Source organism: Stenotrophomonas sp. (assembly GCF_035634915.1).
Classification (GTDB): domain Bacteria; phylum Pseudomonadota; class Gammaproteobacteria; order Xanthomonadales; family Xanthomonadaceae; genus Stenotrophomonas.
Window position 1 is genome coordinate 1 of sequence record NZ_DASQCB010000011.1, and the last position, 25,968, is coordinate 25,968.

At 67.0% G+C, this 25,968-nt stretch carries 22 protein-coding genes; 15 read left to right on the plus strand and 7 right to left on the minus strand.

Features of this window, described 5'->3' with window-relative positions; translation table 11 throughout:
- Nucleotides 1–272: 272 nt before the first annotated feature.
- Nucleotides 273–773: a WG repeat-containing protein gene (locus VER16_RS09135; protein WP_324807385.1), complete on the minus strand. Its 501-nt coding sequence runs from the start codon at nt 771–773 to the stop codon at nt 273–275.
- A gap of 32 nt (nt 774–805) precedes the next feature.
- Nucleotides 806–2,512 (minus strand): alkaline phosphatase, encoded by a 1,707-nt coding sequence (locus VER16_RS09140; protein ID WP_324807387.1) that lies wholly within the window; start codon nt 2,510–2,512, stop codon nt 806–808.
- A 154-nt stretch (nt 2,513–2,666) separates the two neighbouring features.
- On the opposite strand from VER16_RS09140, the gene VER16_RS09145 reads away from it, so the two are divergent.
- From VER16_RS09145 to VER16_RS09175, 7 genes are all read left to right on the plus strand, one after another.
- On the plus strand, nt 2,667–4,001 hold the full coding sequence (locus VER16_RS09145) for a dicarboxylate/amino acid:cation symporter (protein ID WP_324807389.1): 1,335 nt from the start codon (nt 2,667–2,669) through the stop codon (nt 3,999–4,001).
- Between the two features lie 230 nt (nt 4,002–4,231).
- Nucleotides 4,232–4,768 carry a hypothetical protein gene (locus tag VER16_RS09150; protein WP_324807391.1) on the plus strand — a complete coding sequence of 179 codons (537 nt, stop codon included), beginning with the start codon at nt 4,232–4,234 and terminating at the stop codon, nt 4,766–4,768.
- Between the two features lie 29 nt (nt 4,769–4,797).
- Entirely contained in the window at nt 4,798–5,388 is a 591-nt protein-coding gene (locus VER16_RS09155) for a hypothetical protein (RefSeq protein ID WP_324807458.1), read from the plus strand.
- A gap of 45 nt (nt 5,389–5,433) precedes the next feature.
- Nucleotides 5,434–6,810 carry an adhesin gene (locus VER16_RS09160; protein WP_324807393.1) on the plus strand — a complete coding sequence of 459 codons (1,377 nt, stop codon included), beginning with the start codon at nt 5,434–5,436 and terminating at the stop codon, nt 6,808–6,810.
- Nucleotides 6,811–6,950: 140 nt separating this feature from the next.
- A complete protein-coding gene (locus VER16_RS09165) occupies nt 6,951–7,655 on the plus strand; it encodes a C39 family peptidase (RefSeq protein ID WP_324807395.1) in 705 nt (234 codons plus the stop codon).
- 13 nt (nt 7,656–7,668) lie between these two features.
- Entirely contained in the window at nt 7,669–8,418 is a 750-nt protein-coding gene (locus tag VER16_RS09170; protein ID WP_324807397.1) for a hypothetical protein, read from the plus strand.
- Nucleotides 8,419–8,463: 45 nt separating this feature from the next.
- Entirely contained in the window at nt 8,464–9,759 is a 1,296-nt protein-coding gene (locus VER16_RS09175; protein ID WP_324807399.1) for a transporter, read from the plus strand.
- 88 nt (nt 9,760–9,847) lie between these two features.
- On the opposite strand, the gene VER16_RS09180 is transcribed toward VER16_RS09175, so the two are convergent.
- From VER16_RS09180 to VER16_RS09190, 3 genes are all read right to left on the minus strand, one after another.
- Complete coding sequence (locus tag VER16_RS09180) at nt 9,848–11,200, minus strand: sigma-54 interaction domain-containing protein (RefSeq protein ID WP_324807401.1); 1,353 nt, start codon at nt 11,198–11,200, stop codon at nt 9,848–9,850.
- Between the two features lie 239 nt (nt 11,201–11,439).
- Entirely contained in the window at nt 11,440–12,210 is a 771-nt protein-coding gene (locus VER16_RS09185; protein WP_414716039.1) for a C40 family peptidase, read from the minus strand.
- Between the two features lie 131 nt (nt 12,211–12,341).
- Nucleotides 12,342–12,881 (minus strand): C40 family peptidase, encoded by a 540-nt coding sequence (locus tag VER16_RS09190; RefSeq protein ID WP_324807462.1) that lies wholly within the window; start codon nt 12,879–12,881, stop codon nt 12,342–12,344.
- Nucleotides 12,882–12,992: 111 nt separating this feature from the next.
- Here VER16_RS09190 and VER16_RS09195 point away from each other — a divergent pair, with 111 nt between their 5' ends.
- The 6 genes from VER16_RS09195 (at nt 12,993) to VER16_RS09220 (ending at nt 18,528) form a co-directional block, all read left to right on the plus strand.
- Nucleotides 12,993–13,475: a peptidylprolyl isomerase gene (locus VER16_RS09195; RefSeq protein ID WP_324807403.1), complete on the plus strand. Its 483-nt coding sequence runs from the start codon at nt 12,993–12,995 to the stop codon at nt 13,473–13,475.
- A gap of 99 nt (nt 13,476–13,574) precedes the next feature.
- The gene (locus VER16_RS09200) at nt 13,575–14,819 is read left to right on the plus strand and encodes a DUF418 domain-containing protein (protein WP_324807405.1); all 1,245 of its coding nucleotides are present in this window, start codon (nt 13,575–13,577) and stop codon (nt 14,817–14,819) included.
- A 157-nt stretch (nt 14,820–14,976) separates the two neighbouring features.
- Nucleotides 14,977–16,335 (plus strand): glutathione-disulfide reductase, encoded by a 1,359-nt coding sequence (gene gorA / locus VER16_RS09205; RefSeq protein ID WP_324807407.1) that lies wholly within the window; start codon nt 14,977–14,979, stop codon nt 16,333–16,335.
- Between the two features lie 160 nt (nt 16,336–16,495).
- Nucleotides 16,496–17,416 carry a DMT family transporter gene (locus tag VER16_RS09210; RefSeq protein WP_324807409.1) on the plus strand — a complete coding sequence of 307 codons (921 nt, stop codon included), beginning with the start codon at nt 16,496–16,498 and terminating at the stop codon, nt 17,414–17,416.
- Nucleotides 17,413–17,751 carry an MGMT family protein gene (locus VER16_RS09215; RefSeq protein WP_254051438.1) on the plus strand — a complete coding sequence of 113 codons (339 nt, stop codon included), beginning with the start codon at nt 17,413–17,415 and terminating at the stop codon, nt 17,749–17,751. Before VER16_RS09210 ends, VER16_RS09215 begins: the two co-directional genes overlap by 4 nt.
- A gap of 93 nt (nt 17,752–17,844) precedes the next feature.
- On the plus strand, nt 17,845–18,528 hold the full coding sequence (locus VER16_RS09220; RefSeq protein WP_324807411.1) for a rhomboid family intramembrane serine protease: 684 nt from the start codon (nt 17,845–17,847) through the stop codon (nt 18,526–18,528).
- Nucleotides 18,529–18,588: 60 nt separating this feature from the next.
- Here the strand turns inward: VER16_RS09220 and VER16_RS09225 are convergent, their stop codons facing one another.
- Both VER16_RS09225 and VER16_RS09230 read right to left on the minus strand, forming a co-directional pair.
- Nucleotides 18,589–20,172, minus strand: coding sequence for an NAD(P)/FAD-dependent oxidoreductase (locus VER16_RS09225; RefSeq protein ID WP_324807413.1), 1,584 nt, complete (start codon nt 20,170–20,172; stop codon nt 18,589–18,591).
- Nucleotides 20,173–20,251: 79 nt separating this feature from the next.
- On the minus strand, nt 20,252–20,746 hold the full coding sequence (locus VER16_RS09230; RefSeq protein WP_324807415.1) for a VOC family protein: 495 nt from the start codon (nt 20,744–20,746) through the stop codon (nt 20,252–20,254).
- A gap of 135 nt (nt 20,747–20,881) precedes the next feature.
- On the opposite strand from VER16_RS09230, the gene VER16_RS09235 reads away from it, so the two are divergent.
- Both VER16_RS09235 and VER16_RS09240 read left to right on the plus strand, forming a co-directional pair.
- Nucleotides 20,882–22,537, plus strand: coding sequence for an SDR family oxidoreductase (locus VER16_RS09235; protein WP_324807417.1), 1,656 nt, complete (start codon nt 20,882–20,884; stop codon nt 22,535–22,537).
- A gap of 318 nt (nt 22,538–22,855) precedes the next feature.
- The gene (locus tag VER16_RS09240; protein WP_324807418.1) at nt 22,856–25,897 is read left to right on the plus strand and encodes a TonB-dependent receptor; all 3,042 of its coding nucleotides are present in this window, start codon (nt 22,856–22,858) and stop codon (nt 25,895–25,897) included.
- The last annotated feature ends 71 nt before the right edge of the window (nt 25,898–25,968 follow it).

Consider the following 25,968-nt stretch of genomic DNA (forward strand, 5'->3'; position numbering starts at 1 on the left):
ATCCACGCCATGCGTGGATGAATTCATTCGATATCCGACAGATGTGCCGACCAACGGTCGGCACCCACCATCAGCCGCGTGAACCTGTCGAAGGCGGGGCACTGTGGGGTTGCGGGGTGTGAGCCGCATGGATGCGGCGACCAAGCCCCCATGGATGGGTTTACGGCGTCCCCGCAAACCCACAGTGCCCCGCCAACCCACGGCATGCCGCTTCGGCTTTTGATGTTGACGTTGCATTGAGCAGGTGCAGGGCGCAGCCCTGCCGAAAACCCCTACTTCAGCCGACGGCCCGTGCGGTCGATGCGGAACCACTCGCCGCCTTCCATCGGCGTATGCCCATCGCCATCCGGCGTGCCGCGCCTGCACCCGTTGCAGACCTCCGCCACGCCGTCCTTGAACGGCCATGCGAAATCGAACAGTGCTGGAATCACCTGGCGGAACTGCAGGTCGAAGTAACCCACGCGATCCCCCATGCGCCCGCGCAGGAGGCCTTCCTGCGGCGCGTCCGCGCCGTTGTCCCAGGCCAGCACCGGAAGGCTGCGGCCGCTGCGGGCCACGTAGTGGAAGCCGCCATCGGCATGCACAACGGCAAGGCCCTGCGCGTCGTACTCCAGGGCCTTCAGCGCGTCCGCGCTGAGCGTCAACTGGTGGCCATCCACCTCGCAGCCGGGCAGGGCCACCAGGCCCTGTTCTTCGGTCAGCTGCGTGCACGCCGGTGCCTGCGCCCACGCCGCACCGCTGGCCAGCAGGCCGCACAGTGCCAGCGACCGCACGAGGCGGCCGCTGGTGGCAGTCGGCCGTGCCGTCACTGCGCCTCGGCCTTGCGCTCGAACGCGGTCGGCGCCGGCAGCTGCACCGGCACGCCCTTGTCATCGCAGGTGCCGGCCTGGCACAGGCGTTCGCGCAGGGCCGGGGTGGCCTGCACGATCATGTGGTAGATCGCGTTCTGTTCCAGGGTGCCGCGGATGGCCTTGCTGCCCGGGCCGCGCGCCCAGATGCCCACGTCCTCGCCACCGTGCGATTCGGACTTCATCGGCACCAGCGCTTCCTGCATGTAGTCCGGGTGCTCGGTGTCCACGCCATGCAGGTTCGGGCGGCCGTTGGCCTGTTCGAAGCTGCTCGGGTTGTGCGGGTAGACCTTCGGGCCGGCCGGCTGCTGGTTGGTCGTGCCGGTGTGGCCCGGGCCGTTGGCGTAGCTCAGCGTGGTGTACGGCTGGCCGTTGCCATCCAGCGCGTAATCCAGCTTGCCGGCGCCATCTTCGCCACCCTTGTCCTTCACCTTGCCCAGGATCGGGTTGCCGCGTGCCGGGTAGCCGACGAAGTTGAGGGTGTGCGAGTGGTCGGCGGTGACGATGATGAGGGTGTCGTCGGCCGAGGTCAGTTCGTTGGCCACGCGCACCGCGTCGGACAGGGCGACGGTTTCGGTGAGGGCCCGGTAGGCATTGCCGCTGTGGTTGGCGTGGTCGATGCGCGCGCCTTCGATCATCAGCACGTAGCCTTCCTGGTGCTGCGCGAGGTTCTTGATTGCCGCGGCGGTCAGCTCGGCCAGGCTCGGCTCACCGGCCGGGTCCTGCGGACGCTCGTACTCGTAACGCATGTGGTCCGGTTCGAACAGGCCGAGGATGGCCGGCGCGGTGGCCGCGGCCGCCAGCTGCGTGCTGTTCCAGACGTAGGCACCCTGCGGGTGCGACTGCTGCCATTCCTGCACCAGGCTGCGCCCGTCCAGGCGCTGGCCGACCTTGTCGTCGTACTCGGGGTCGCGCTCTTCCACGGTGGTGAATTCACCACGGCCACCACCGAGGGCGACCAGCGGGCCACGGCCGTAGCGCGAGGTCGACAGCAGCTGCTGGGCGATGTCCTTGCAGCCGGCGGCCTTGGCAGCGTCGGTCAGGTCGGTGTCGTTTTCCCAGTTGCGCTCGGGCGAGTGCGCGTAGGTCGCGGCCGGGGTGGCGTGGGTCAGGCGGGCGGTGGAGACGATGCCGGTGGCCAGGCCGGCGCTGTCGGCCAGCTGCAGCCAGGTCAGCAGGCCCTTGGACAGGCTGTCGGCGCAGTCGCTGCGGCTGCCAGCGCTGACGCCGATCGCACCCATGTGGGTCTTCACGCCGGTGGTGATCGCCGTCATGGTGCCGGCTGAATCAGGCGTCTGCGAATCGGTGTTGTAGGTCTTGCTGAATGCGGTGGCCGGGAAGCGCTCCCAGGACAGCAGGTTCTCTTCGCCCGATCCGCCCTTCTGCTGGCCTTCGTAGATGCGCGAGGCGGCCACGGTGGTCAGGCTCATGCCGTCACCCAGGAACAGGATGACGTTCTTCGCCTTGCCGGACATCGCGCCATTGGCCGCGGCCTGGGCAGCGCCGCTGCGGTACCACCACTGCGGGGTCTCGCCGGCCGGATGGGCCACCGGATCGACGGCAACCTTCAGGCCAGCCGGTGCAGAGGCGGAGGGGGTGCTGGCGCAGGCGCCCAGCAGCAGGGTGGTGGCGCAGGCGGCCAACAGGGAGACGGAACGACGCATGGACGCTGGGATCTCACAAACTGTAACGGGACGTTCATTATGCCCGCCCCAGCAAGGCACGCCGATGACACACTGATTTGCCAGGGGAGCGGTCGTTCCCGGGGCGGCCATGGGCTATCGTGCAACCATCCCTTCCTTCCCCTCTGGATTGCCTATGAAACTGGTGTCTGCCTGGCTGCGGATTCCATTCTGGCAGCGCGTGGTCGGCGGCTTCGTGCTCGGCGCGCTGGCGGGCTGGGCGCTCGGCCCGGCCGCTGAAACGTGGTTCGGCCCGCTCGGCGAGCTGTACGTCACTCTCATCAAGATGATCGCGGTGCCGCTTGTGTTCTTCGCGGTCATCAATGCCATCTCCTCGCTGCACGGCCAGAAGTCGGTCGCCGCGCTCAGTGGCCGCACGTTCCTGTGGTTCGTCATCACCGCCGCACTGGCGGTCTGCGTGGGCCTGGGCGTGGGCACCGTGCTGCAGCCCGGTGCCGGTGGCCTGCAGCTGTCGATGGCCAGCAACTATGTGCCGCGCGAAGTGCCCAGCGTGGTGCAGGTGCTGCTGGACGTGGTGCCGTCCAATGTGTTCTACGCGTTGTCGGGCATCGGCACCAAGGTCAACGCCGCGGGCGAGACCGTGCTGGCGGCCGGCCGTGGTTCGATCCTGCCGGTGATCTTCTTCGCCGGCCTGGTCGGCTTCGCCATCGTCAAGCTTGGCGAGAAGGTGACCGAGGCGCGCAGGCTGGTTGGCCAGATGAGCGACATCATGATCCAGGTGACCCGCTTCGTGCTGGAAGTCACCCCGATCGGTACGTTCGGCCTGATCGCCGGCCTGGTCGGCAGCTATGGTTTCGAGAAGCTGCTGCCGCTGGGTCACTTCGTGCTGGCCCTGTACGTGGCCTGCGCGCTGCACATCGTGGTGGTCTACAGCGCGTTGCTGCTGTCGCACGGCCTCAATCCGCTGAAGTTCTTCCGCGGTGCCGCGCCGGGCATGCAGGTGGCCTTCGTCAGCTCGTCGAGCTTTGCCGCCATGCCGGTGGCGCTGCGCTCGATCACCCACAACCTGGGTGTGAACAAGGACTACGGCTCGTTCGCCGTGCCGCTGGGCGCGAGCATCAAGATGGACGGCTGCGGAGCGATCTATCCGGCGCTGTGTGCGGTGTTCATCGCCCAGTACAGCGGCGTGCCGCTGACGCCGGAGCAGTACGTGGTGGTGCTGATCGCTTCGGTGCTGGGCAGCTTCGGCACGGCCGGCGTGCCGGGCACGGCGGTCATCATGGCCACGGTGGTGCTGAGTGCGGCCAACCTGCCGCTGGAGACCATCGGTTACCTGTATGCGATCGATCGCATCCTGGACATGATGCGCACGATGACGAATGTGACGGGCCAGATGCTGGTACCGGTCCTGGTGGCCAAGGAAACCGGCCTGCTGGACCAGTCGGTGTATGACAATCCGTCCACCAATGTCGGCCTGGATGATCCTGACCCGACCCCGCCGCGCAGCTGAAGCGGCACTGCAACGGGCTGTATCAGCACCTGTAACACCGTTGATACAGCCCCGCCGGGCCTTGTGCAGTGTTGTTTCCTGCGCGTTAAGGCAAACGAAATCCGAACGCATCTGTAACAGCCTGCTGGCAACACGTCCTGCGGCAGCCGGCTGAACCGCCTGATACCAAGCGGTCTGGAAGTTGGCACGGAAGCTGCTCTGTCCCTGCGCATACGCAACGGGAGAGCGGCATGGACAGCAGCACCACCCATCTCGGTTATCCGGTCCGGCAGCTTGTACTGCTGCTGGCTCTGGCCTGCCCGCTCGCGGCGGCTGCTTCAGGAGCGCGCCAGGGCGTGAAGCCGCAGCCGGGCGAGATCGTCCTGCTGCGCGATGTGCCCGCACGTCCGGCCTATCGCATGGCGCCGCCGGGCGTGGCGCTGATCGCCGACCCCAAACCGCAGCACGAGATCGCCACCGCACTCGGCACGGGTGGCGCTGGCGGCATGGACGAGCTGAGTGATGACGACTACGCCGGGCTCGGCGCGGGCCAGTCCGGTCCTGTGGCCGCACCCGGCGGTACCACCGTGGAGCGGGTGACCCACCAGGCGCTCGGCGGCACGTTGGGTCGTTCCAGTGACGGCGCGCTCGGCGGCAATGCCCTGGGCGGCGCGATGAGCGGTCCGCTGGGTGCGGTCGGCAATACCACCCGCGGCATCGGCGACACCGTCCGCGGTGCGCTGGCGCAGTTCCCGCTGGGCGCGGCGCCGCAGGGAGGTGGCAAGTGAATCGTGCGGCGCGCGGCGCATTGCTGCTGATGCTGGCCGGCGTACCCGCAGGGGCGTGGGCCGACGATTACAGCGGCATGCTGTCCTACCTGGACGTGGCGCGGATCGGCGATCGCGCGCTGGCCGGTGCCAGTGGCGCCATCGCCGTCAACCAGGCGGCCGGGGACCTGAACATCCAGGCCAATCTGCAGGGCATGGCCACTGGCGACCAGGCCAACGTCGCCATCGCCGCACGCCAGCAGCGTCATGCCGACGTGGTCCTGTCGGGGCCGCTGCAGGCCAGCGCACATATCGAAGGCCAGGCGCTGAATGGCGTCAGCGGCATTGCATCGATCAACCAGGCCAGCGGCATCGCCAACACGACGCTCAACGTCGTCAGCGCGACGCTGGCCCGGCAAGGGATACGCGAGACCGACGACGCGGCTTTGGCGGCGTCGGACATCGCGTCAGCAGGGGGGCAGGGCGACGCCGGTGACGGCGTTGCGGCGGGTATCCGCAGTGTCGGCGTTTCCGCCACGGCACTGCGGGGCTTCGACGGTGTCCTGCAACTCAATCAGATCGCGGGAGCCCGCAACGACACGGCCAACGTGCTTGGCCTGGTCGTCCAGGGCAACCCGTGAGTACCACCCACCACCCGATGTATCACTGATGAGAGAGAGGGCACCATGAAAGCGACCGTCAAACAGTCTCTGCTCGCCATGGCAATTGCTTCTGCCTCGACCGCTGCTGCGGCCAATGGCTGGGACAACCAGAACGCCAGCGCGAACATCAACCACAACCATGTCGTGACCGAGACCCGCAACGACACCCACAACCACACCGACAACGAAGTCCGCAACTGGACCCGTACCAACACCACGGTACGCAGCAACACCGATACCTCCAACGTCACGCGCAACCGCACGGTGAACGAGCAGGTACAGAAGAACAGCAACATCCAGGCCGACGAGCGCAAGGAAAAGAACAACCACGGCGTCGACGTGAACCTGGAAAAAGACCTGCGCCTGAGCAGTGATGTGAACTTCTCCGGCGATCCGACCATCACCGGCAACATCGATCTGGATTCGGCCGCCATTGCGGTCATCGACAACCGCCAGTCGATCAGCAACAACCTGGGCTCCAACACCCTGGTCACCAACGATGCATCGATTGCCGATGACGTGGGCTCGGGTGCATCGGGCAACCTCGGGTTCAACGTCGTGGCCGGTGACAACAATGCGCAGGACAACGCGGCTTCGCTGTCCGCGGCCGACGCCTCCTTCAGCTTCGGCATGGCCGACGCCGAGGTGTTCGTCAACCAGGCGGGCATGGGCAACACCACCATGAACTCCGGCGTCACCAATGCCGCCAGCCTGGGTGGCAATGCCTTCGGTGGCGCGTCGGGCAACATCGGCGTGAACATCGCCTCGGGCAACAACAACGAGCAGAAGAACGCGCTTGCTGCCTCGGTGGCCACCAGCGCGATGGCCCAGTCGAGCATCAGCTCCAACCAGATCTCCAGCGGCAACGCAGTGAGCAACGCAGGCTTCGTGCAGTCCTACACCGACACCGTGGAAGTGGGCATGAGCGGTGGCGTGGGTGGCCTCACCCTGGCCTATGGCGCCGGCACCTACAGTGGCCGCGGCAATGCCTACCAGATGGCGAACTACTACCTCGACACCTGGGATGGCGACCTGCCGCATCCGGATGGCAACAGCACCGGCCACATCGATCTGGACAACGAGATCCAGAACGCAACGCCGAATCCGTACCGCCAGGGCGTCGGCGGCCTGGGCTTCGACACGCGTGAAAGCGGCACCAGCCAGTTCGTCGAACTGGGTGTGGCCGACCTGTACGCCAGCCTGAGCGGCACGGTCACCACCACCCGCTGGGTGAACGTGGATGCGACCAACACCTCGGCGCTGTCGGGCAGTGCGTTCACGGGTGCCTCGGGCAACATCGGCGTGAACGTCGCTTCGGGCACCGGCAACCTGCAGGCCAACAGCCTGGCCCTGGCCGTGGCCCAGCCGAGCACCGGTGGCGGTACCGGCGGCGGCGAGTGACACCGGGCGTGACCGCTTTCGCAGCCAAGCTGCGTTGAGTGCAACAAGCCCGGCCATCCGCCAATGGCCGGGTTCCCCCGGGAGCCCCTGCTCCTCCTCCCCCTTGGGGCAGGGGCTCCTTCCTTCCGCTGGAGGGCAACATGGCTGCACACCGCTGCTGGATCCGCCTGCTGTCGTGCCTGCTGTTGCTGGGCAGCGCCCATGCGTGGGCAGGCGATGTCGCCTTCACCGGGGTGCTTCCCAATGGCGCGCTGATGCAGCAGAAGGTGGAAAGCATGCAGGAGCGGCGCTACCGCAACCTGGTGCGGCAACACACCGACTACAGCTGTGGTGCGGCCGCGTTGGCCACCATCCTGCGTTACGCCTACCACCTGGACACCAACGAAGCGACGGTGATCGAAGGAATGATGGGCGTTTCCGATCCGCAGCTGGTGAAGGAACGCGGTTTTTCGTTGCTGGACATCAAGCGCTATGTCGAATCGCTCGGGATGCGCGGGCGTGGCTACCGCATCGATGAGAACCGGCTGCGCACCCTGCGCGTGCCCGGCCTGGTGCTGATGGACGTGCGCGGGTTCCGCCATTTCGTGGTGCTCAAGCAGGTTCGCGGCGGCATCGTCGAAGTGGCCGATCCGATCCTGGGCAACCGCAGCCTGTCATTGGCCGAGTTCAATGAAGCGTGGCCGTCGCGCGCTGTTTTCGTCGTGATCGGCAGCGACTTCGATCGCAACACGGTACTTCTGCAACCCAGCGAGCGGCCCAGTGCGCGTGCGTTGTACGCGCGGCAGGGCCCGATCACCGATGCCGAACTGGTCGATTTCGGCTTCAGCCATGCCGACCTGTTCTGAAGGAGGCCCGATCATGCTGTGCCAACGTATGTTGATCGCCACGCTGCTGCTGTTGCCGGTGCTGCCCGCCTGGGCCGCTGAAGGCGCACCAGGGCGCGGCCTGAAGGAAATACCCGATCCCGAACTGAACCTGATGCGCGGCCGCTACACCGTGGGCGGCAACAACGTGGCCTGGTTCGGGGTAACGATGATTTCGCAATGGCAGGGCGCCAACGGCAGCAACGTGCAGGGCGCGCTGACCCTGGGCATGGACTTCCGCCAGGGCAGCACGCCGCGGCTGACCTTCCAGCCGCACGTGCAGGTCACCAACGCCGATGCCCCGATGCCCACCCCGGATGGACGCAGCATCGACAGCAGCGGCCTGGCCAATGCCACCGGCCTGGTGCAGGCGGTGCAGGTGGCCGGCGATGGCAACACCGCACGCAACGTGACGACCTTGACCGTACGTGATGGCGCGGTGCCGACCACCATCGACGATGGCAACCGCATCGCCCAGATGCAGCAGGGTGGGGCAAGTGCGACGGCGGTGCTCGATGGCAACCAGGCACGCCTGATGCTGCAGATCGACGGCCAGGGCCTTGTCCAGCAGTGGATCCGCAATGGCAGCGTCGGCCAGGGCATCGCCCTGTCCGGGGATGGCCAGACGGCCAGCAACCGGCTGCAGCTGGAGCTGGTACGCAGCACCGTGGCCAGCAACCAGCCCTTGAGCCAGAACGTGGCCCAGGCGATCGCGCTGAACCGCGGCATGGGCCCGGGCCAGTAACAGGGCCCGGTCGAGGGGGACGGACGTACAACGCAGGCCAACGACATGCACACCTATTTGCGGCTTACCCCGCTGGCGCTGGCGGCGCTGGCGGCCAATGCCTTCGCCCAGCAACCGGCGGCGGAGGCCAAGGACGGTGCCGATGTACAGGCACTGATCACCCAGCTCGAGCAGCTCAAGGCCAACTACGCGCAGGAAGTGCGACGCCTGCGCGAGCTGGACATGCAGGTGCAGGCCATGCAGGCGCGCCTGAGTGGACGGGCCGGCGGCGCCACGACCCCGGCGGCGCCCCTGGCGCCTGCGGCGGCGGCCGCCGTGCCACCGAGCAGCGAAGGCTATGCCAGTACCGCCGCCGAGGCCCAGCAGGCCAAGCAGGAGGCGCGACGCAGCGTGGATGACGTGAAGCAGCAGCAGGCTGCGCTGTTCTCGCGCCGCTTCACCCTGGAAAACAGCCTCACCTACGCCCGCTATGATCGCAAGCAGCTGACCCTCAACGGCTTCCTGGCGCTGGATGCGATCTTCCTGGGCAACATTGCCATCGAGAACGTCGAGTCCGATTCGCTGACCTACAACCTCGCCGCGCGCTGGGGTGTCAGCCCGAACCTGACGCTGAACATGGATGTGCCGTACCTGGCGCGCCGCACCGTGTACCAGAAGGGCGGTGCCGGTGGTGCGGCCGCAGCCATCGCGCAGGAAGAGACCAATGGCAACGGCCTGGGCGATGTCAGCCTGAGCGCCAACTACCGCCTGTTCGGTGAGCGCGGGTGGCGCCCGGAAACGGTGCTGACCGGTGGCGTCACCGCACCGACCGGCCGTGCACCCTATGGCCTGGACTGGAAGGTGATCGAGCGCGATGACGATGACTACATCCGCTTTGCGGTGCCGCGCGAGCAGCCGACCGGCAATGGCGTGTGGCAGGCCAATCTGGGCGTGTCGATGGTGAAGACGGCCGATCCGGCGATCCTGTTCGCTAATGCCGGCTACATCCATTCCTTCCCGCGCGGCTTCGACGATATCGACAGCAATCCGGACACCGTGAACCCGGGTGACGTGAAACTGGGCGGTTCGGTGTACTTCGGCGCCGGCGTGGCCTTTGCCTTCAACGAGCGCACCAGCCTGAGCATTTCCTTCAGCGACAAGATCAGCGCACGCGCGTCGACGCGGTTCCAGGGCGGGCAGTGGGTGAAGGTGATCGGCAGTGATGCCAACGCAGCATCGCTGAACCTGGGCGTGACCTACGCACTGAACCAGCACGCGACGATGGTGACCCTGCTGGGCATCGGCCTGACCCCGGATGCACCGGACTTCACACTGTCGTTCAAGGTGCCATACATGTTGTAGCGGCGCGCACGCTTTCTTTAGAGCCGAGCCATGCTCGGCTGCTCTTCGCGGATCAGTCGAGCAAGCTCGACTCTACGGGTTGCTGGCACTACCGTTCCGGTGGAAGCTCAAGGTGGTGCTTCCGGCACAGCCGGTACACCGTCACCCGCGACACCTGCATGTGCCGCGCGCAGGCCGATACGTTGTAGCCATGCATTTTCAGCGCCCGCAGCAGCACATCGCGCTCGACCTGGCCACGCGCGTCCTGCAGCACCGCGCGCGGCGAAGGGGCATCGGCCTCGGCCAGATCCAGGTCGCTGGCGGTGATCAGTTCGTGCTCGCTGACGATCGCCGCGCGCTGTACGCGATTCAACAACTCGCGCACATTGCCCGGCCATTCAAAATGGCGCATCGCCTGGCGCGCACCCGGCGCGAAGCCACGGGCGCGGCCGGGATGGCGGTTGCGGAAGCTGCGCAGGAAGTGCTCGGCCAGCAGCAGCACGTCGCTGCCGCGGTCGCGCAGCGCGGGCATCGGCAGCCGCAGCACATTGAGGCGGTAATACAGGTCGCGGCGGAACCGTCCCTCGGCCACGGCCTGCTCCAGGTCGACGTGGGTGGCGGCCAGTACGCGCACGTCCACCCGCAGCGGCTGGTTGCTGCCGACCCGCTCCAGGGTGCCTTCCTGCAGCACCCGCAGCAGGCTGGTCTGTGCATCGGCCGGCAGGTCGCCCACCTCGTCCAGAAACACCGTGCCACCGTCGGCTGCCTCGAACAGGCCGACCCGGCGCTGTGCCGCGCCAGTGAACGCACCGCGCTCATGGCCGAACAGTTCCGATTGCACCAGGCTGGCCGGAATGGCCCCGCAGTTGACCGCCATGAACGGCCGGCCGGCACGCCCTGACAGGGCGTGCAGCGCCTGCGCGGCCAGTTCCTTGCCGGTGCCGGTTTCGCCGGTGACCAGGACCGGCAGTTCGACCGGCGCGAATTTGTGCAGGGCGGCCCGTACGGCCAGCAGCGCAGGGCTGTCACCGATCAGGGCTGGCAGGCCGCCGCCGTCGCGGACGGCGGCCAGGGGCGGCTCATCCTCGCCGCAGTGGCGCTGCATGGCCGTCAGCAGGTCCGGCAGTTCGCGAGGCAGGGCGAACTGATCCTGGCAGGCACCCAGCAGCGGCGCCCAGCTGGGCGGCGGCACGTCCAGGCCTGCGGGCAACACCGCCAACCAGGGCAGGTGCTGGTGTTGCTCGACCCAGGGCAGCATGGGCCGCAGCGCATCCGCATCGAGGTGGCGCAGGTCCAGCACGGCCACCAGATGGTCACGGCCGCGCAGGCCGATGGCCATGGCCGGCGAAGGGCTGACACACCGCAGCTGCCAACCAGCGGCCGCCAGTGCGTCGCGCTCGCCCATCAACGGCTGACCGAACCAGATCACACAGCGTGATGGAACCTGCAGGCTTGCCGCCATGCCTTCCCCCAGCAACCGGGCAACGCGGGCGGTGTCAGACGGGTCATCGCCGCGTGCCGCCCCACGCCGGGATGCCCTGGCCGCATCCGGCGGCCGGTCACGGCAGCTTTCACACCGTGACATCAGGGACCAACGCAGGCAGCGCCGGCCAGCGGCCACCCGTGCCGAAGCAGGTGTGCGGACAACAAAAAAGCCGCTGCGGCGCAGCGGCTTCCAGTTCTGCCTCGCAGGGGGCAGGTTCAGAGTTCGACGCGGCGCGCCTGCATGAACTTGTTGCCCCAGTAGCCGCTGAGCAGGGTGTCGACGCGGACGTCCTTGCCGGTGCTCGGGGCGTGCAGGAAACGACCTTCGCCGACATAGATGCCGACGTGATCGACGCGCCCCTTGCGGCCGAAGAAGACCAGGTCACCGGCCGCCAGCGCGGCGCGGTCGTTGATCAGCTCGGCATTGTTGTCATGGGCCATTTCGCGCGACACACGCGGCAGCTCGATGCCCAGGGCCGAGCGGAACACGTAGCCGACCAGGCCACTGCAGTCGAAGCCGCTGTCCGGGTTGCTGCCACCCCAACGGTAGGGGGTGCCCAGCAGGGTCATCGCGCGGCGCAGCAGGGACTGCACCTTGCCGTTGTCATCCAGGCTGCCCACCACCGAACCGGTGGCAACGCTGCTGGTGTCGTAGTTGGCAAGCAGGCGGCTGAGATCGCCGGCGACCATGGCCGAGCGGTCCATCAGCGGAATGGTGTCGTTGGCGGCCAGATGCGGCAGCAGGGCGGCCAGGGTGGCGCTGGCGGCGGCATCGGCGCGGCTGCGCTGGGGGGCAGGAGCCTCGGCCTTGGCGGCTGGCCGGGCGGCCTCGGCCACGGGGGCCGGGGGGACATCGGTCCTGGCGGGGGTGCTCTGCGACCAGGCCGGAAGGCTGGTCAGACACAGCGCCAGACCCAGGAAAAGCGGACGGACACTACGTGAAGAAGCGGCGGTCTGGCCTTGGCCTTGCAGGTCGTCAGTCGTCACGCGTCGGTCACAGGAAAAAAACGATGGGGCATCATGCCCTGTAAAAGCGTCAATAAGTTAAAAATTCCGTTAAAAAACCGTTATTCCATCAGTGATTTGCGTCACGGTTTTAAACATATCGCCTGTTCATTTTAGCGAAGAACGCGTTTCGCTCCTGTGTAGTGGTCTTTCCAGTAGGGGCCACTGAGCGAGTCCAGCCGGACCGTGCCACCGGTGCTCGGCGCATGCACGAAGCGGCCCTCGCCCACGTAGATGCCAACGTGGGTGACGTTGCCGCGGCTGCCGAAGAACACCAGGTCGCCGGTGGCCAGCCGCTTCGGGTCGATTTTCGGCCCCTGCACGGCGGCCAGGTCGCGCGAGGTGCGCGGAAGCTTCAGGTCAACCATTTCCCGGTACACGTAGGTCACCAGGCCGCTGCAGTCGAAGCCCGAATCGGGGGTGTTGCCGCCGTAGCGGTAGGGGGTGCCGACCAGGCTGATGGCGCGCATCAGCACCGAATTGGCCGCCTCGGGGTTGTCCGGCGTGGTGGCTGGCCAGTGCGCCGTCGGGGGCGGCGTGGCAGGCCGGACGGCTTTGCCGCCGCCACAGGCGGTCAACAGCAGGGGCAGGGCCAGCAGCAGGGCAGGCAGGGGAAACCGGCGCGGGCCGGGAGAAACTGGCGTGATGTGCATGATCTCCGGATAATGCGCCACCTTGGATTGGCCGTCATGATGGCGGCGTCCCCGCCGGGCGACAACCCGCCCCAACCCGCCTGCCTCCGGCAGATCCAGACAGAGTTGCGCATGAAGATCGAAAAAGACCGCGTTGTCCGCTTCCACTACACCGTCTCCGAGGTCGGCCAGGCGCCGATCGAATCGTCGAAGGACCGCGGCGAGCCGCTGTCGATCCTGATCGGCCACGGCAACATCATCCCGGGCCTGGAAAACGCCATGATGGACAAGGAAGCCGGCGCGACCTTCGACGTCGACGTCAAGGCCGCCGATGCCTACGGCGAGCGTCGCGAGGGCCTGTCCCAGCGCGTGCCGAAGAAGCACTTCGGCAACGCCAAGCTGGTCCCGGGCCAGCAGGTTGTGCTGCAGACCAACTTCGGCCCGCGCGCGGTTACCGTGCAGAAGGTCGGCATGAGCGTGGTCGACGTCGACCTGAACCATCCGATGGCCGGCAAGGACCTGCATTTCGACGTCGAGATCGTTGAAGTGCGCGAAGCCGCCAAGGAAGAAGTCGACCACGGCCACGTGCATGGCGACGGTGGTCACCACCATTGATCGCAACGCGATCGTGATGCCCGCAACGGCCCGCTTCGGCGGGCCGTTGCATTTCTGGAACAGGGCGCGGCCGTCCATGGCAGGCAGGGCGGCGGCATAATGACGGACCTGCCCGCCGGATGCCCCGTGAACGCCGCTTCCCTTTCCCTGCAGCCGGTGGCTTCCGGCGAACGCATCGCGGTGCTGGACGTGCTGCGCGGGATGGCCCTGCTGGGCATCCTGCTGATGAACATCGAGGCCCTCAGCGGGCCACTGGACCTGGCTTTCACCGGGATCGACGCGCGCTGGCACGGTCTGGATTACCTGGCCGATGCCTTCGTCTACATCTTCGTGCAGGGCAAGTTCTTCACCCTCTTCTCGCTGCTGTTCGGGGCCGGCTTTGCGGTGATGGCACAGCGCGCAGAGGCGGCCGGGCGCGATTTTGGCCCGTTCTACCTGCGGCGCAGCCTCGGCCTGGCGCTGATCGGCCTGTGCCACGCGCTGCTGGTCTGGTCCGGCGACATCCTGGTGCTGTATGCGCTGGTATCGCTGCCGCTGCTGGCCTGCCGCGAAGCGCCGCGCAGCTGGCTGCCCTGGATGGGGGGCGTGGTCTATCTGGCCGGCGTGGCAATGCTGCTGCTGATTGGCGCGATGGTGACGCTGTTGCCGGCGCAGGACCTGCAGAAGATGGTGATCGACGCGCAGCAGGGCATCGAGCAGCAGCGGCTGGTGTACGGGCAGGGCACGTGGATGCAGGGCAACGTGCAGCGCCTGCAGGAGTTGGGTGCCTCGCTGGGCGCGCTGGTGATCACCGGGCCGGAAGTGCTGGGCATGTTTCTGATCGGCAGCTGGTTCGCGGGCAGCGGGGCGCTGGCCGAACCGGAGCGTTTCCCGCGGCTGTATGCCGGCCTGCGCTGGATCGCTTTGCCGCTGGGCCTGCTGGTCACCCTTGGCGGGGTGCTGTGGAAGCCGTATCTGGCACCCGGTGAGTACACCTTTGAAACCACCGCGGCGATGGCACTCGTGTCGGTTGGCGCCGTGCCGATGTGCCTGGGCTACCTTGCCTGGATCGTGCATTGGCGCGCGCGGCTGGGTTGGCTTGCACCGGCAGGACGGATGGCTCTGACCCACTACCTGGCGCAGTCGCTGGTCTGTACCTGGCTGTTCAACCACTACGGGCTGGGCTGGTTCGATCTGATGCCGCGCGCGTGGCAGCTGGTGTTCGCGCTGTCCCTGTTCACCCTGCAGGTGGGCATCTCGCAGCTGTGGCTGCAGCGCTTCCGCTTCGGCCCGATGGAATGGCTGTGGCGTGCGATGACCTACCGGCAATGGCCGCCGATGCGTCGCGAGCGTGGGCAGGGATGATGCCAGTCCGCGCTGCTCACGCTGCGCTGCGTAGCGGTGATGGCATGCTCGCCTGCAGCGAACGGTGCCATCCACGCATGGCGTGGATCTACTCCACGACGGCGGCGGCCTCCACGCAGCGCGTGGAACCACGACTTTCCTTCTTTGAGCGATTCCGATGAGCACTGCATCCTTTGACTACGACCTGATCGTCCTGGGCGGCGGTTCGGCTGGCCTGGCCGGCGCCATCCGCGCGGCGCAGCATGGCAAGCGGGTGGCGCTGCTGGAACCGGGCGCACTGGGTGGTACCTGCGTCAACGTTGGCTGCGTGCCGAAGAAGGCGATGTGGCTGGCCGCCGACCTGCACGAGCGCATCGGCCTGGCCAGCGCGATGGGCTTTGATGTGCCGGCACGCCCGGCGCTGTCGTGGAAGGAGCTGGTGATCCATCGCCAGGCCTACATCAGCAACATCCACACCAGCTACCACAAGCGCCTGGACGAGACCGGCGTGGTGCGCATCCCCGCGCGCGGCCACCTGGTCGACGCGCACACCGTGGCCTGCAGCGATGGCGTGCGCTACAGCGCCGGCCACATCCTCATCGCCACCGGTGCGCACCCGCAGCGCCCGGATATTCCCGGCGCGGAGCTGGGCCTGGTCTCCGATGATTTCTTCGACCTGCGCAGTGCGCCGGCCGAGGTGGCGATCATCGGTGGCGGTTACATCGCGGTGGAACTGGCCGGGCTGCTGCAGGCGCTGGGCAGCAGGGTCAGCCTGCTGGTGCGCGGCAACCGGCTGCTGGAGCGTTTCGACCACGAACTGACCGACCAGCTGGCCGAGAACCTGAAACAGCAGGGCGTGCGCATCCATTTCGACTACCGCCTGCGTGAACTGCAGCGCGACGGCGGGCGCGTGCGCGCGTTCGGCCATGACGGCCCGCTGGACAGCGTGTTCGATGCAGTGTTCTTCGCCACCGGCCGCCGTGGCAACAGCCGCGACCTCGGCCTGGAAGCGCTGGGCATCGGCATCGGCGAACACCAGCAGGTGGAGGTGGATGAGTGGCAGACCACGGCGGTGCCCAGCGTGCATGCGGTGGGTGACATTGCCGGCAAGGTCGGCCTGACCCCGGTCGCGGTGGCCGCGGCACGGCGCCTGATGGACCGCCTGTTCGGTGGCCGCCCTGGGGCGAAGATGGATTACAGCAACGTGGCCAGCGTGGTGTTCTCGCACCCGCCGCTGGGCGCGGTGGGCATGAGCGAGGAAGAAGCGCGTGCCTGTTTCGACCAGGTGACGGTCTACCACAGCCGCTTCCGCCCGATGCTGCAGGCGCTTGCCAATGGCACCCAGCGCAGCCTGTTCAAGATGGTCTGCGCCGGTGCTGACGAGCGCGTGGTGGGCATCCACCTGCTGGGCGAAGCGGCCGACGAGATCCTGCAGGGCTTCGCGGTGGCGGTGAAGATGGGGGCGACCAAGGCCCAGTTCGACGATACCGTGGCCATCCACCCGACCTCGGCCGAGGAAGTGGTGCTGATGCGCTGACCGGCGTTTTCTGTAGAGCCGAGCCCATGCTCGGCTTTCTTCGGACGGGCACCGCGAAGCCGAGCGTAGGCTCGGCGCTACAGGGCATCGCGCGCCAGCATGCGACAATGCGCGTTCCCCCATACCCCGTGGCCGCGCCCTGCGGCCTGCCGTCGTCCTGATGTCCAGCCCATCCTCCCGCATCGCTACGGCCTCCCCGCGCATTGCCCTGGGCGGCATCGGCCTGGCTGCGGTCGGTGCCGTCGCCGCGTCCGGCAAGGCCATCATCGTCAAGCTGGGCCTGCGCCACGGCGTCGATGCCACCACGCTGCTGGCCCTGCGCATGGTGATGGCGCTGCCGCTGTTCGTGCTGATGGCCCTGTGGTCGGCGCGGCGTGCCGAACCGCTGTCCTGGGCCGACCGGGCGCGCGTGCTGTGGCTGGGTTTCACCGGCTACTACCTGTCCAGCCTGCTCGATTTCCAGGGCCTGCAGTACATCAGCGTGACCCTGGAACGGCTGATCCTGTACTTGAACCCGACCCTGGTGCTGCTGATCAACGTCCTGCTGGCGCGGCAGCGCCCGGGCCGCTGGCAGGTGGCAGCGCTGGTGCTGAGCTACCTGGGCGTGCTGCTGGCCTTCGGTCATGACCTGCAGCGCGAGGGCGGGCAGATCATCGTCGGCAGCCTGCTGGTGCTGGGCAGCGCGCTCAGCTACGCGCTGTACCTGTTCGGCAGCGGCCAGGTGGTCGCGCGTATCGGCGCGGTACGCCTGACCGCCTACGCCAGCTGCGTGGCCAGCGTGCTGGTGCTGCTGCATTTCACCATTACCCATCCACTGCCGCTGCTGTGGCAGGCACCAGCGCCGGTGCAGTGGCTGTCGCTGGTCAACGCCACGGTGTGCACCGTGCTGCCAGTGCTGGCGATCATGCTGGCGGTGCAGCGTGTCGGCTCGTCGCTGGCCGCGCAGGTGGGTATGCTGGGCCCGGTTTCCACCATCGTGATGAGTCTATGGCTGCTCGACGAGCCGATGGGGCCGGCGCAGATCGCCGGCACCGTGCTGGTGCTGATCGGCGTACTGCTGGTGACCCGCCTGCGGCGCTGACGCCGGAACAGGCGCGTGACCGCATCCTGGCGGTAATCCGCGCGATCCCCCCAGGGCAGGTGCTGGGCTATGGCCAGGTGGCCATGCGCGCCGGCCTGCCCGGGCGCGCACGTCTCACCGCGCGCATCCTTGGCCAGAACGAAGATCCCGACCTGCCGTGGCATCGCGTGCTGCGCTCGGACGGGCGCATCGCCATGGCCGAAGGCTCGGCGGGCTGGCGCGAGCAGTCGCAGCGCCTGCGTGCCGAAGGCGTGGTGGTCGAGAATGGCCGGGTGCGCATGCCTGCCAGCGACCCGGCGGCCGCACTGGACGCGGCGATCTGGGGGCCGGGTTGATCGCCTGCGGCGACTGAATGGAGCGGACAGGGCGGTCGCCACGTTGCCGTGGTGCTGCGGCTATGATGGAGACCGTTCCATGCAGGTGCTGCCATGTTCCCGCGACTGACCCCTGTCACCAAGGCGCTGCTGATTGCCAACGTGATCCTGTTCCTGCTGCAGCAGCCGTTCCTGCTCGGCATGCAGACCTTCGAACCGTTCATGCTGCAGCCTCTGCAGCAGGGTTTCGATGCGTTCTCGCCGGGCAGCAACTTCCAGCCGTGGCAGTTGCTGACGTACGGCTTCCTGCATGCAGGCTTCGGCCACCTGTTCTTCAACATGATGCTGCTTTTCATGCTGGGCTCGCCGCTGGAGCAGGTGTGGGGTGAAAAGCGCTTCCTGGCCTACTACCTGGTGTGCGTGGCCGGTGCCGGTCTCTGCCAGTTGCTGGTGGGTACCCTGCTGGACAACCCTGCCACCGTGCTGGGCGCGTCGGGCGGCATCTTTGGCCTGCTGCTGGCCTACGGCATGATCTTCGGCAAGCAGGTCATCCGGCTGATGTTCCCGCCCATCACGATGACCGTGCGTACCTTCGTGATCCTGCTGGGCGTGACGGAAATCGTCATGGCCATGACCGGCTGGGAGCCGGGCGTCGCTCATCTGGCCCACCTGGGCGGCATGCTGTTCGGCTGGCTGCTGATCCGCTACTGGCGCGGGGAACCGCCCTTCAACAAGCGACGCCCACCCGGCCCGCCCGGCCCACGCAAACGCCCGAACCATTTGCGCAGCGTCAAATGATCCGCAGGATCATCTGACGCGGGTAGGTGCCGACCGTTGGTCGGCACGCTTTGCATGCACCTACCCATCCTGCAACACCACCTGCGCGGCATTGTGCCCGGGCGCCCCTGTTACCCCACCACCGGGATGCGTGCCCGAACCACACAGATACAGCCCAGGCAGCGCACCGCGATAGCCGGCCTGTCCGACCATCGGTCGCGCCGAGAACAGCTGGTTGGCACTGAGAGCGCCGTGGAAGATGTCGCCGCCGACCAGGCCGAAGGTCCGCTCCAGATCCAGTGGTGACAGCACCTGCCGGCCCAGCACGCTGGCAGCGAAGCCTGGCGCATGGCGGTCGACGGTGGCGATCATCAGGTCGGCAACGTCCTCCCGATGGTCATCCCAATGCCGCCCGCCGGGCAGCACCGGTGCCACATGCTGGCAGAACAGGCTGGCCACATGCTGCCTGGGCGGCGCCAGCGAATCGTCCAGCGTGCTGGGGATCAGCATCTCCACGATCGGTTCGCGCGACCATCCATCGCGCCGCGCATCCAGCCACGCGCGGTCCATGTAGTCCAGGCTGGGCGCCATGATGATGCCGGCGCTGAGGTGGTCACCGGGGCCGGGCAGGGCGCGGAAATCCGGCAGCTGCGACAGTGCCACGTTCATCCGGAATGTACCCGAGCCGCAGCGCCACTGCGCCATCCGCTCACGCGTCGCCGACGGCACCTGCGTTGGGTCCAGCAGTTGTTCGTACAGCAGCTTGGGATTGACGTTGGCGACCACCGCACGAGCGCGCAGGGTGTCGCCGCTGCTCAGCTCCACACCGGCCACGCGCCCCTGCTCGACCAGCAGGCGCCGCACGCCCGCATCCACCCGCAGCTCGGCACCGGCCTCGCGCGCCGCCGCAGCGATGGCCTGGCTGATCGCGCCCATGCCACCGATGGCGTGGCCCCAGGCACCTTTCACCCCGTTGCACTGGCCGAACACGTGGTGCAGCAGCACATAGGCGCTGCCTGGCGTGTACGGGCTGGCGAAGTTGCCGACGATGCCGTCGAACCCGAACAGCGCCTTGATCGGCTCGCTCTCGAACCAGCGGTCCAGGTACTCGGCGGCCGACAGCGTGAACAGGTCCAGCAGTTCCTGCCGCAGCGAAGCATCCAGCGTGGCCAGTTCGCGGCCCAGGCGCCCCATCTGCCACAGCGCCGGCAGGGTACGCCATCCCCCGGCCACGCCGAGGTCCGGCGGCGCTCGCAGCGCCCACGCGCGCAGTACGTCAGCGAAGATTTCCAGCCGAGCCTCGTACTCGGGCAGCCGCTGAGCATCGCGCCCGGAAAATTTCGCGACCTCGGCCTGGGTGCGGCCCGGTGCCGACAGCAGGTAGCGACCGTCGTCCAGCGGCAGGAAGTTGTTGGCCGGCCGGTTGATGATGCGTAGCCCATGCGCGTGCAGCTGCAGGTCGTCGATCACCTTCGGCTGCAGCAGCGAGACGGTGTAGGAGGCCACCGAATTGCGGAAACCGGAATGGAATTCCTCGGTGACCGCCGCGCCGCCGAGCACGCCGCGCCGCTCGAGCACCAGCACCTTCTTTCCGGCCTTCGCCAGGTAGGCCGCGCACACCAGCCCGTTGTGGCCACCGCCGACGATGATCGCATCCCAGGTCATCAGCACCTCTCAAAAAAGGGGACGGAGGGGATTAAGTCGCAAAGCGCTTGCTGTGTGACACGGGGAGGGCGGACGCGACTTAATCCCCTCCGTCCCCTTTTTGGATGGCGGCGGCGATGGTGGCGATGTCGATCTTCTTCATTGGCATCATCGCGTTGAAGGCGCGCTTGGCCAGCGCCTTGTCCGTGCTGGTCACCGCTTCTATCAACATGCGCGGGCTGATCTGCCAGGACACCCCCCAGCGGTCCTTGCACCAGCCACAGTCGCTTTCCTGGCCCCCGTTGCCGACGATCGCGTTCCACAGCCGGTCGGTTTGCGCCTGGTCCTCGGTCTGGATCTGGAACGAGAACGCCTCGTTGTGCCTGAACGCGGGGCCGCCATTGAGGCCGACGCAGGCCACCCCGCAGACAGTGAATTCGACGGTGAGCACCGCGCCTTCCTGGCCGGCAGGGTAGTCGCCGGGCGCGTGGTGCACGGCGGTCACTGCACTGTCGGGAAAGGTGCTGGCGTAGAACGTGGCGGCGTCCAGTGCCTGCGTGTCGTACCACACGCAGATGAGGTTCCTGATGGCCATGATCGGCTCCGCAGCGGGCGAAGCGGCAGCGATAGCACGGCCGGTGTTAATGCGGGATCGTGCTGCGCTGCAGGACCGCGCTACCATGGCGCGGCTGAGCGGTTTCCATCCACGGCAGCACAACAAGGACGATGCGTGAAGATCCTGATCCTGGGCGGATATGGCGTGTTTGGAGGGCGGTTGGTACGGCTGCTGGCGGACCTGCCACAGCTGGAGCTGCTGGTGGCCGGGCGCACCTTGGCGGCGGCAGAGGCGTTCTGCACCGACTATCGGGGGGAATCCACCGTGCGGCCCCTGCGGGTTGACCGGCAGGACCTGGCGTCGACCCTGCTGGCCGAACGGCCAGCCCTCGTGGTCGATGCGTCCGGTCCCTTCCAGGACTACGGCAGCCAGCGCTACGCCGCCATCGAGGCCTGCATCGCCGCCGGCATCGATTATCTGGATTTCGCCGACGCCGCCGACTTCGTGTTCGGTGTCTCGCAGTTCGACGCGCAGGCGCGCGCGGCAGGCGTCTACGTGCTGTCCGGGGTCAGCAGCTTCCCGGTGCTGACCGCCGCCGTGCTGCGGGTGATGGCCACGCGCATGGACATCCTCAGCGTGGAAGGCGGTATCGCACCGTCGCCCTATGCCGGCATCGGCCTGAACGTGATGCGCGCGGTGGTCGGTTATGCCGGGTCACCGGTGAAGCTGCGTCGCGGCGGGCGTGATGGCCACGGCGTGGGCCTGGCCGAAAGCCGCCGCTTCACCGTGGCGGTGCCGGGGCGGATACCGCTGCGCAACCTGCATTTCTCGCTGGTGGACGTGCCTGACCTGCAGGTGCTGCCACCGGAACACCCCACTCTCCGCGACATCTGGATCGGCGCCGGCCCGGTGCCGGAAATCCTGCACCGCGTGCTCAACCTGCTGGCCAAGGCCCGCCAGCACCTGCGGCTGCCGTCGCTGGAACCGTTGTCCCCGTTGTTCTACACCGTGCTGAACCTGATGAAGTTCGGCGAACACCGCGGCGGCATGATCGTGCGCGCAGTGGGCACCCGCGATGGCGCACCGGTACAGCAGAGCTGGCACCTGCTGGCCGAGGCAGATGACGGTCCCTATATTCCATCGATGGCCATCGAGGCGCTCATCCGCAAGCAGCTCAAGGGCGAGCGGCCGGCGCCGGGAGCGCGACCGGCCACCCATGCGCTGGAACTGTCCGACTACGACCAGCTGTTCGCGGGCCGCACCATCCATACCGGCTTCCGCCACGACATGCCCGGTGCCAGCCTGTACCAGCGCGTGCTGGGCGACGCCTATGCGCACCTGCCTGCAGCCGTGCAGGGATTGCATGCGCCGGGGGCCGCGCGGTGCTGGCAGGGCAGGGCGCAGGTGCAGCGGGGCAGTGGACTGCTGTCGCGGCTGCTCGGCGCCGTCTTTGGATTCCCGGCGGCGGGCGAGCAGGTGCCGGTCAGCGTCGCGTTCGCAGCTGAAGCCGGTGGCGAACGCTGGACGCGCACGTTTGCCGGCCGCCGCTTCTCTTCGCTGCAGACCGAGGGGCGTGGCCGCGACGAAGCGCTGCTGGTCGAGCGCTTCGGTGCGGTGTCGGTGGCCCTGGCGGTTGTGGTGGATGGCGGACGCCTGCAGCTGGTGCCGCGCCGCTGGTCGGTGCTGGGCATTCCGTTGCCGCGCGCGCTGCTGCCGGGAGACCAGAGTTTCGAGTACGAGGTGGATGGACGCTTCGTATTTGACGTGGAGATCGGTGCGCCGCTGGTGGGGCGCATCGTGCATTACAGGGGAACGTTGGCGCCTGCATGATGGACCTTGTTGCATACGGGCATGCAGTGGATGTGTCGGAATCGGAATGAACAGTTGTCGCTTCAGGCCTTGGTCGTGGCGTTGCAGTGTCGATGGCGTGACGTATATCGCCCCACTTTATGTGGCGTGAACTCCGTGGAGGCAGCGCCGGTCGTTCGCTGAAATGCCTTGGTTCAACGTGCGTAGCGTGATTTTCAGTTCGCGTGTCCGTGCGTGCGGCATCAGGATCAATGCAAGTTATCGCACGTTGCAGCACTGCCGCGACGCACACACACGTGCCTATAACTTCCCGGCAGTTCCATCACCGGAGAGAGCTTCATGGCATTTGCATCCGCACACCGCGCGCTGAAGCGCAGCGCACTTTCGGCAGTGTTGTTTTCCATCGTCGGCAGCGCTGCTGCACAGAGCACCACCGGCACGCTGCAGGGCACCGCCGCCGGTTCCGAAGGCGCGACCGTCGTCGCCCTGAGCGACAGTGGCCTCAGGCGCACGGCCACCATCGATGCGCAGGGGCGCTACAGCTTCGGCGCGCTGCCGGTCGGTCGCTACAGCATCAGCCTGCAGCGCGATGGCCGCATCATCGAACAGCAGAACGACATCCAGCTGCGCGTGGGCTCCGGCACCGAAGTGAGCTTCGCTGCACATGGCCCAGCCACCACGCTGGAAGCGGTCAACGTCACGGCGGCGAACCTGCCGAAGATCGATGTGAGCCACACCGTCTCCAAGTCGGTCATCACGTCCGAGCAGCTGGACGTGCTGCCGCTGGGGCGCAGCGCTGAAGCCATCGCGCTGTTGGCGCCGGGCGTGGTTGCCGGCAGCGGTGCCTTCTCCAATGGCTCGCGCTCCGTGCTGTCGTTCGGCGGTGCCAGCGTCACCGAAAACGCCTACTACCTCAATGGATTCAACGTCACCAATCCGCTCAACTACCTGGGCGGCGTGAGCCTGCCTTACGGCTCCATCGACCAGCAGGAAACCTTCACCGGTGGCTACGGCGCCGCCTATGGGCGTTCCACCGGCGGGGTGATCAACCAGCTTGGCAAGCGCGGCACCAACCAGTGGCGGTTTGGTGCGCAGGTCACCTGGACACCGGCTGGGCTGGCGGAGGCACCCGCGTCGGTGGATTACCCCGACATGACCCTGCCGGAAGGCTATGGCTATGAGAACGAGAGCAAGCCCGGCACCCTGTACCGCTATCGACGCGACGACAAGGAAACCCGCACCAGCTACAGCGGCTACGTCAGCGGCTACGTCAGCGGCCCGCTGATCGAGGATCGGCTGTTCGTCCACCTGGCGGCGGAGGCCAACCGCCGCAAAGGTGTTGCGACCGCCAACGAGGCCGCCGCGCTGCAGGTGCGCAACCACTACCGCGTCGATACGCCGAAGGTCTACGGCAAGGTCGATTGGAACATCAATGACAGCAATACGCTGGAATACACCCGGTTCCAGGACACGGACCGTACCAGTGGTCACCACACCGCTTTCGACTATGAGACGCTGACCGAAGGTGATCGCACCGGCACCTTCCCCAACATCCGCAAGACGACCACCGACGCCGACATCTTCAAGTACACCGGCTATCTCAACGATGCGCTGACCTTCAGCACCGTATGGGGGCGCACCCGCACCGGCAACCTGGAGTTCAATCCGCTGGAATCGGGCAATCCGTTCATCAGTGGCGCCGGCAATCAGGATCCGTCGCTCAATGGCGGGACGCCGGTGCGAAACGATCAGCCGGCCCTTTACAGCAAGGCGCGTGATGCTGGCAGCACCACGCAGGGGCTGCGCATGGACCTGCAGTACCGCGTCGGCAATCACGAACTGACTGCCGGCATCGACAACATGACCTATCGAGCGAACAACGAGGGCCAGTCCATGACCGGCCCCGGCCATGCCTGGATCTACTCCCGCGGCAATCCCGGCGCATCGCCCAGCCCCGGCTTCGGCATCGCGCCGCCTGGAGGCGATGGCTACTTCGTGCAGAAGTACATCTTCTCCACCACGACCAGCATGTCGGTGAAGCAGAAAGCCTACTACCTGGAGGACCGCTGGCAGCTGACCCCCGACTGGCTGCTGACCCTGGGCCTGCGCAATGACCGCTTCACCAACTACAACAGTGACGGCGCCGCCTATGTGGAAAGCGGTGACCAGTGGGCGCCGCGCCTGGGCGCCAGCTGGGATGTGTTCGGCGACGCCTCGCTGAAGGTGTTTGCCAACCTGGGCCGCTACTACCTGGCGCTGCCCAACAGCGTGGCCATCCGCGGCGCTTCTGCATCGACCTACACGCGCGAATACTTCACCTATACCGGCATCGATGCCAATGGCAACCCGACCGGCCTTGCGCCCCTGGGCGATGGGCCGGTGTCGGCCAACAAGGAGTATGGCCAGGCGCCTGATCCGCGTTCGGTTGCCCCCACCGATCTGCGTTCGCAGTACCAGGACGAGCTGATCCTGGGCTTTGAGAAGACATTGGGAAGCCAGTGGAACAGTGGTGCCAAGGTGACCTACCGACGCCTGCAGTCGGCCATCGATGACACCTGTGATTCGGACCGCTTCGTTGACCGCCTGACCGGTATGGGGCTGGATCCCGATGCCTACGAACTGCCCGGCTGCGTGATCTTCAACCCCGGCCAGACCAACACCTTCCAGGTGCGCCATAAGGATGGCTCCGGCTACACACCGGTCAGCATGGGCGGAGCGGACTGGGGCTATGGCGGGAAGAAGGCCAAGCGCGAGTACGTCGCACTTGATCTGTTCATCGAGCATCCCATGGCAGACCGCTGGTATGGCCGCCTCGACTACACCTGGTCGCGGAGCTTCGGCAATACCGAAGGGCAGGTCAGGTCGGACATCGGGCAGAGCGATGTCTCCAAGACCCAGGACTGGGACGCCGCTGCGCTGATGGAGTACGCCGGTGGCTACCTCGCCAATGATCGCCGGCACCAGCTGAAAGCTTTCGGTGCCTACCAGATCAGCGACGAGTGGACAGCATCGGCCACGTTGCTGGTGATGTCGGGCATGCCAAAGAACTGCCTGGGCTTCTACGGCAGTGACCAGAGTTCTCCCATCAGTGGCTACAACTCGGCCTACCACTACTGCAACGGCCAGCCATCGCGTCCGGGTGATGCCGGCCGGCAGCCGTGGACCACGCGGCTGGACATGGGCGTGATGTACCGTCCCGCGTCTGCTGACAACCGGCTTGGCTTCGGGTTGAACGTCTTCAACGTGCTCAACCAGCGGCGGCCGATGCAGTCGATCGCCACCTACCAGACCGGGCCGGACACGGTCTCCAACACCTACGGCATGGGCAGCTACTTCACGGCGCCACGCACTGTCCGGCTGACGGCTTCATACGATTTCTGACCTGGGCGAACAGCGGCTCTCTCTCTCCGCAAAGATTGGCTTGGCCCTGATCCGTCAGGGCCCTCTTCAGA

Bases quoted from the DNA above. Each gene is read 5' to 3' on its own strand.
- VER16_RS09150 (WP_324807391.1), top strand. From the start codon at position 4,232: ATGGACAGCAGCACCACCCATCTCGGTTATCCGGTCCGGCAGCTTGTA.
- VER16_RS09155 (WP_324807458.1), top strand. From the start codon at position 4,798: ATGCTGGCCGGCGTACCCGCAGGGGCGTGGGCCGACGATTACAGCGGC.
- VER16_RS09240 (WP_324807418.1), top strand. From the start codon at position 22,856: ATGGCATTTGCATCCGCACACCGCGCGCTGAAGCGCAGCGCACTTTCG.
- VER16_RS09140 (WP_324807387.1), bottom strand. From the start codon at position 2,512: ATGCGTCGTTCCGTCTCCCTGTTGGCCGCCTGCGCCACCACCCTGCTG.
- VER16_RS09195 (WP_324807403.1), top strand. From the start codon at position 12,993: ATGAAGATCGAAAAAGACCGCGTTGTCCGCTTCCACTACACCGTCTCC.
- VER16_RS09180 (WP_324807401.1), bottom strand. From the start codon at position 11,200: ATGGCGGCAAGCCTGCAGGTTCCATCACGCTGTGTGATCTGGTTCGGT.
- VER16_RS09160 (WP_324807393.1), top strand. From the start codon at position 5,434: ATGAAAGCGACCGTCAAACAGTCTCTGCTCGCCATGGCAATTGCTTCT.
- VER16_RS09165 (WP_324807395.1), top strand. From the start codon at position 6,951: ATGGCTGCACACCGCTGCTGGATCCGCCTGCTGTCGTGCCTGCTGTTG.
- VER16_RS09225 (WP_324807413.1), bottom strand. From the start codon at position 20,172: ATGACCTGGGATGCGATCATCGTCGGCGGTGGCCACAACGGGCTGGTG.
- VER16_RS09210 (WP_324807409.1), top strand. From the start codon at position 16,496: ATGTCCAGCCCATCCTCCCGCATCGCTACGGCCTCCCCGCGCATTGCC.
- VER16_RS09175 (WP_324807399.1), top strand. From the start codon at position 8,464: ATGCACACCTATTTGCGGCTTACCCCGCTGGCGCTGGCGGCGCTGGCG.
- gorA (WP_324807407.1), top strand. From the start codon at position 14,977: ATGAGCACTGCATCCTTTGACTACGACCTGATCGTCCTGGGCGGCGGT.
- VER16_RS09220 (WP_324807411.1), top strand. From the start codon at position 17,845: ATGTTCCCGCGACTGACCCCTGTCACCAAGGCGCTGCTGATTGCCAAC.
- VER16_RS09200 (WP_324807405.1), top strand. From the start codon at position 13,575: ATGACGGACCTGCCCGCCGGATGCCCCGTGAACGCCGCTTCCCTTTCC.
- VER16_RS09230 (WP_324807415.1), bottom strand. From the start codon at position 20,746: ATGGCCATCAGGAACCTCATCTGCGTGTGGTACGACACGCAGGCACTG.
- VER16_RS09145 (WP_324807389.1), top strand. From the start codon at position 2,667: ATGAAACTGGTGTCTGCCTGGCTGCGGATTCCATTCTGGCAGCGCGTG.
- VER16_RS09190 (WP_324807462.1), bottom strand. From the start codon at position 12,881: ATGCACATCACGCCAGTTTCTCCCGGCCCGCGCCGGTTTCCCCTGCCT.
- VER16_RS09170 (WP_324807397.1), top strand. From the start codon at position 7,669: ATGCTGTGCCAACGTATGTTGATCGCCACGCTGCTGCTGTTGCCGGTG.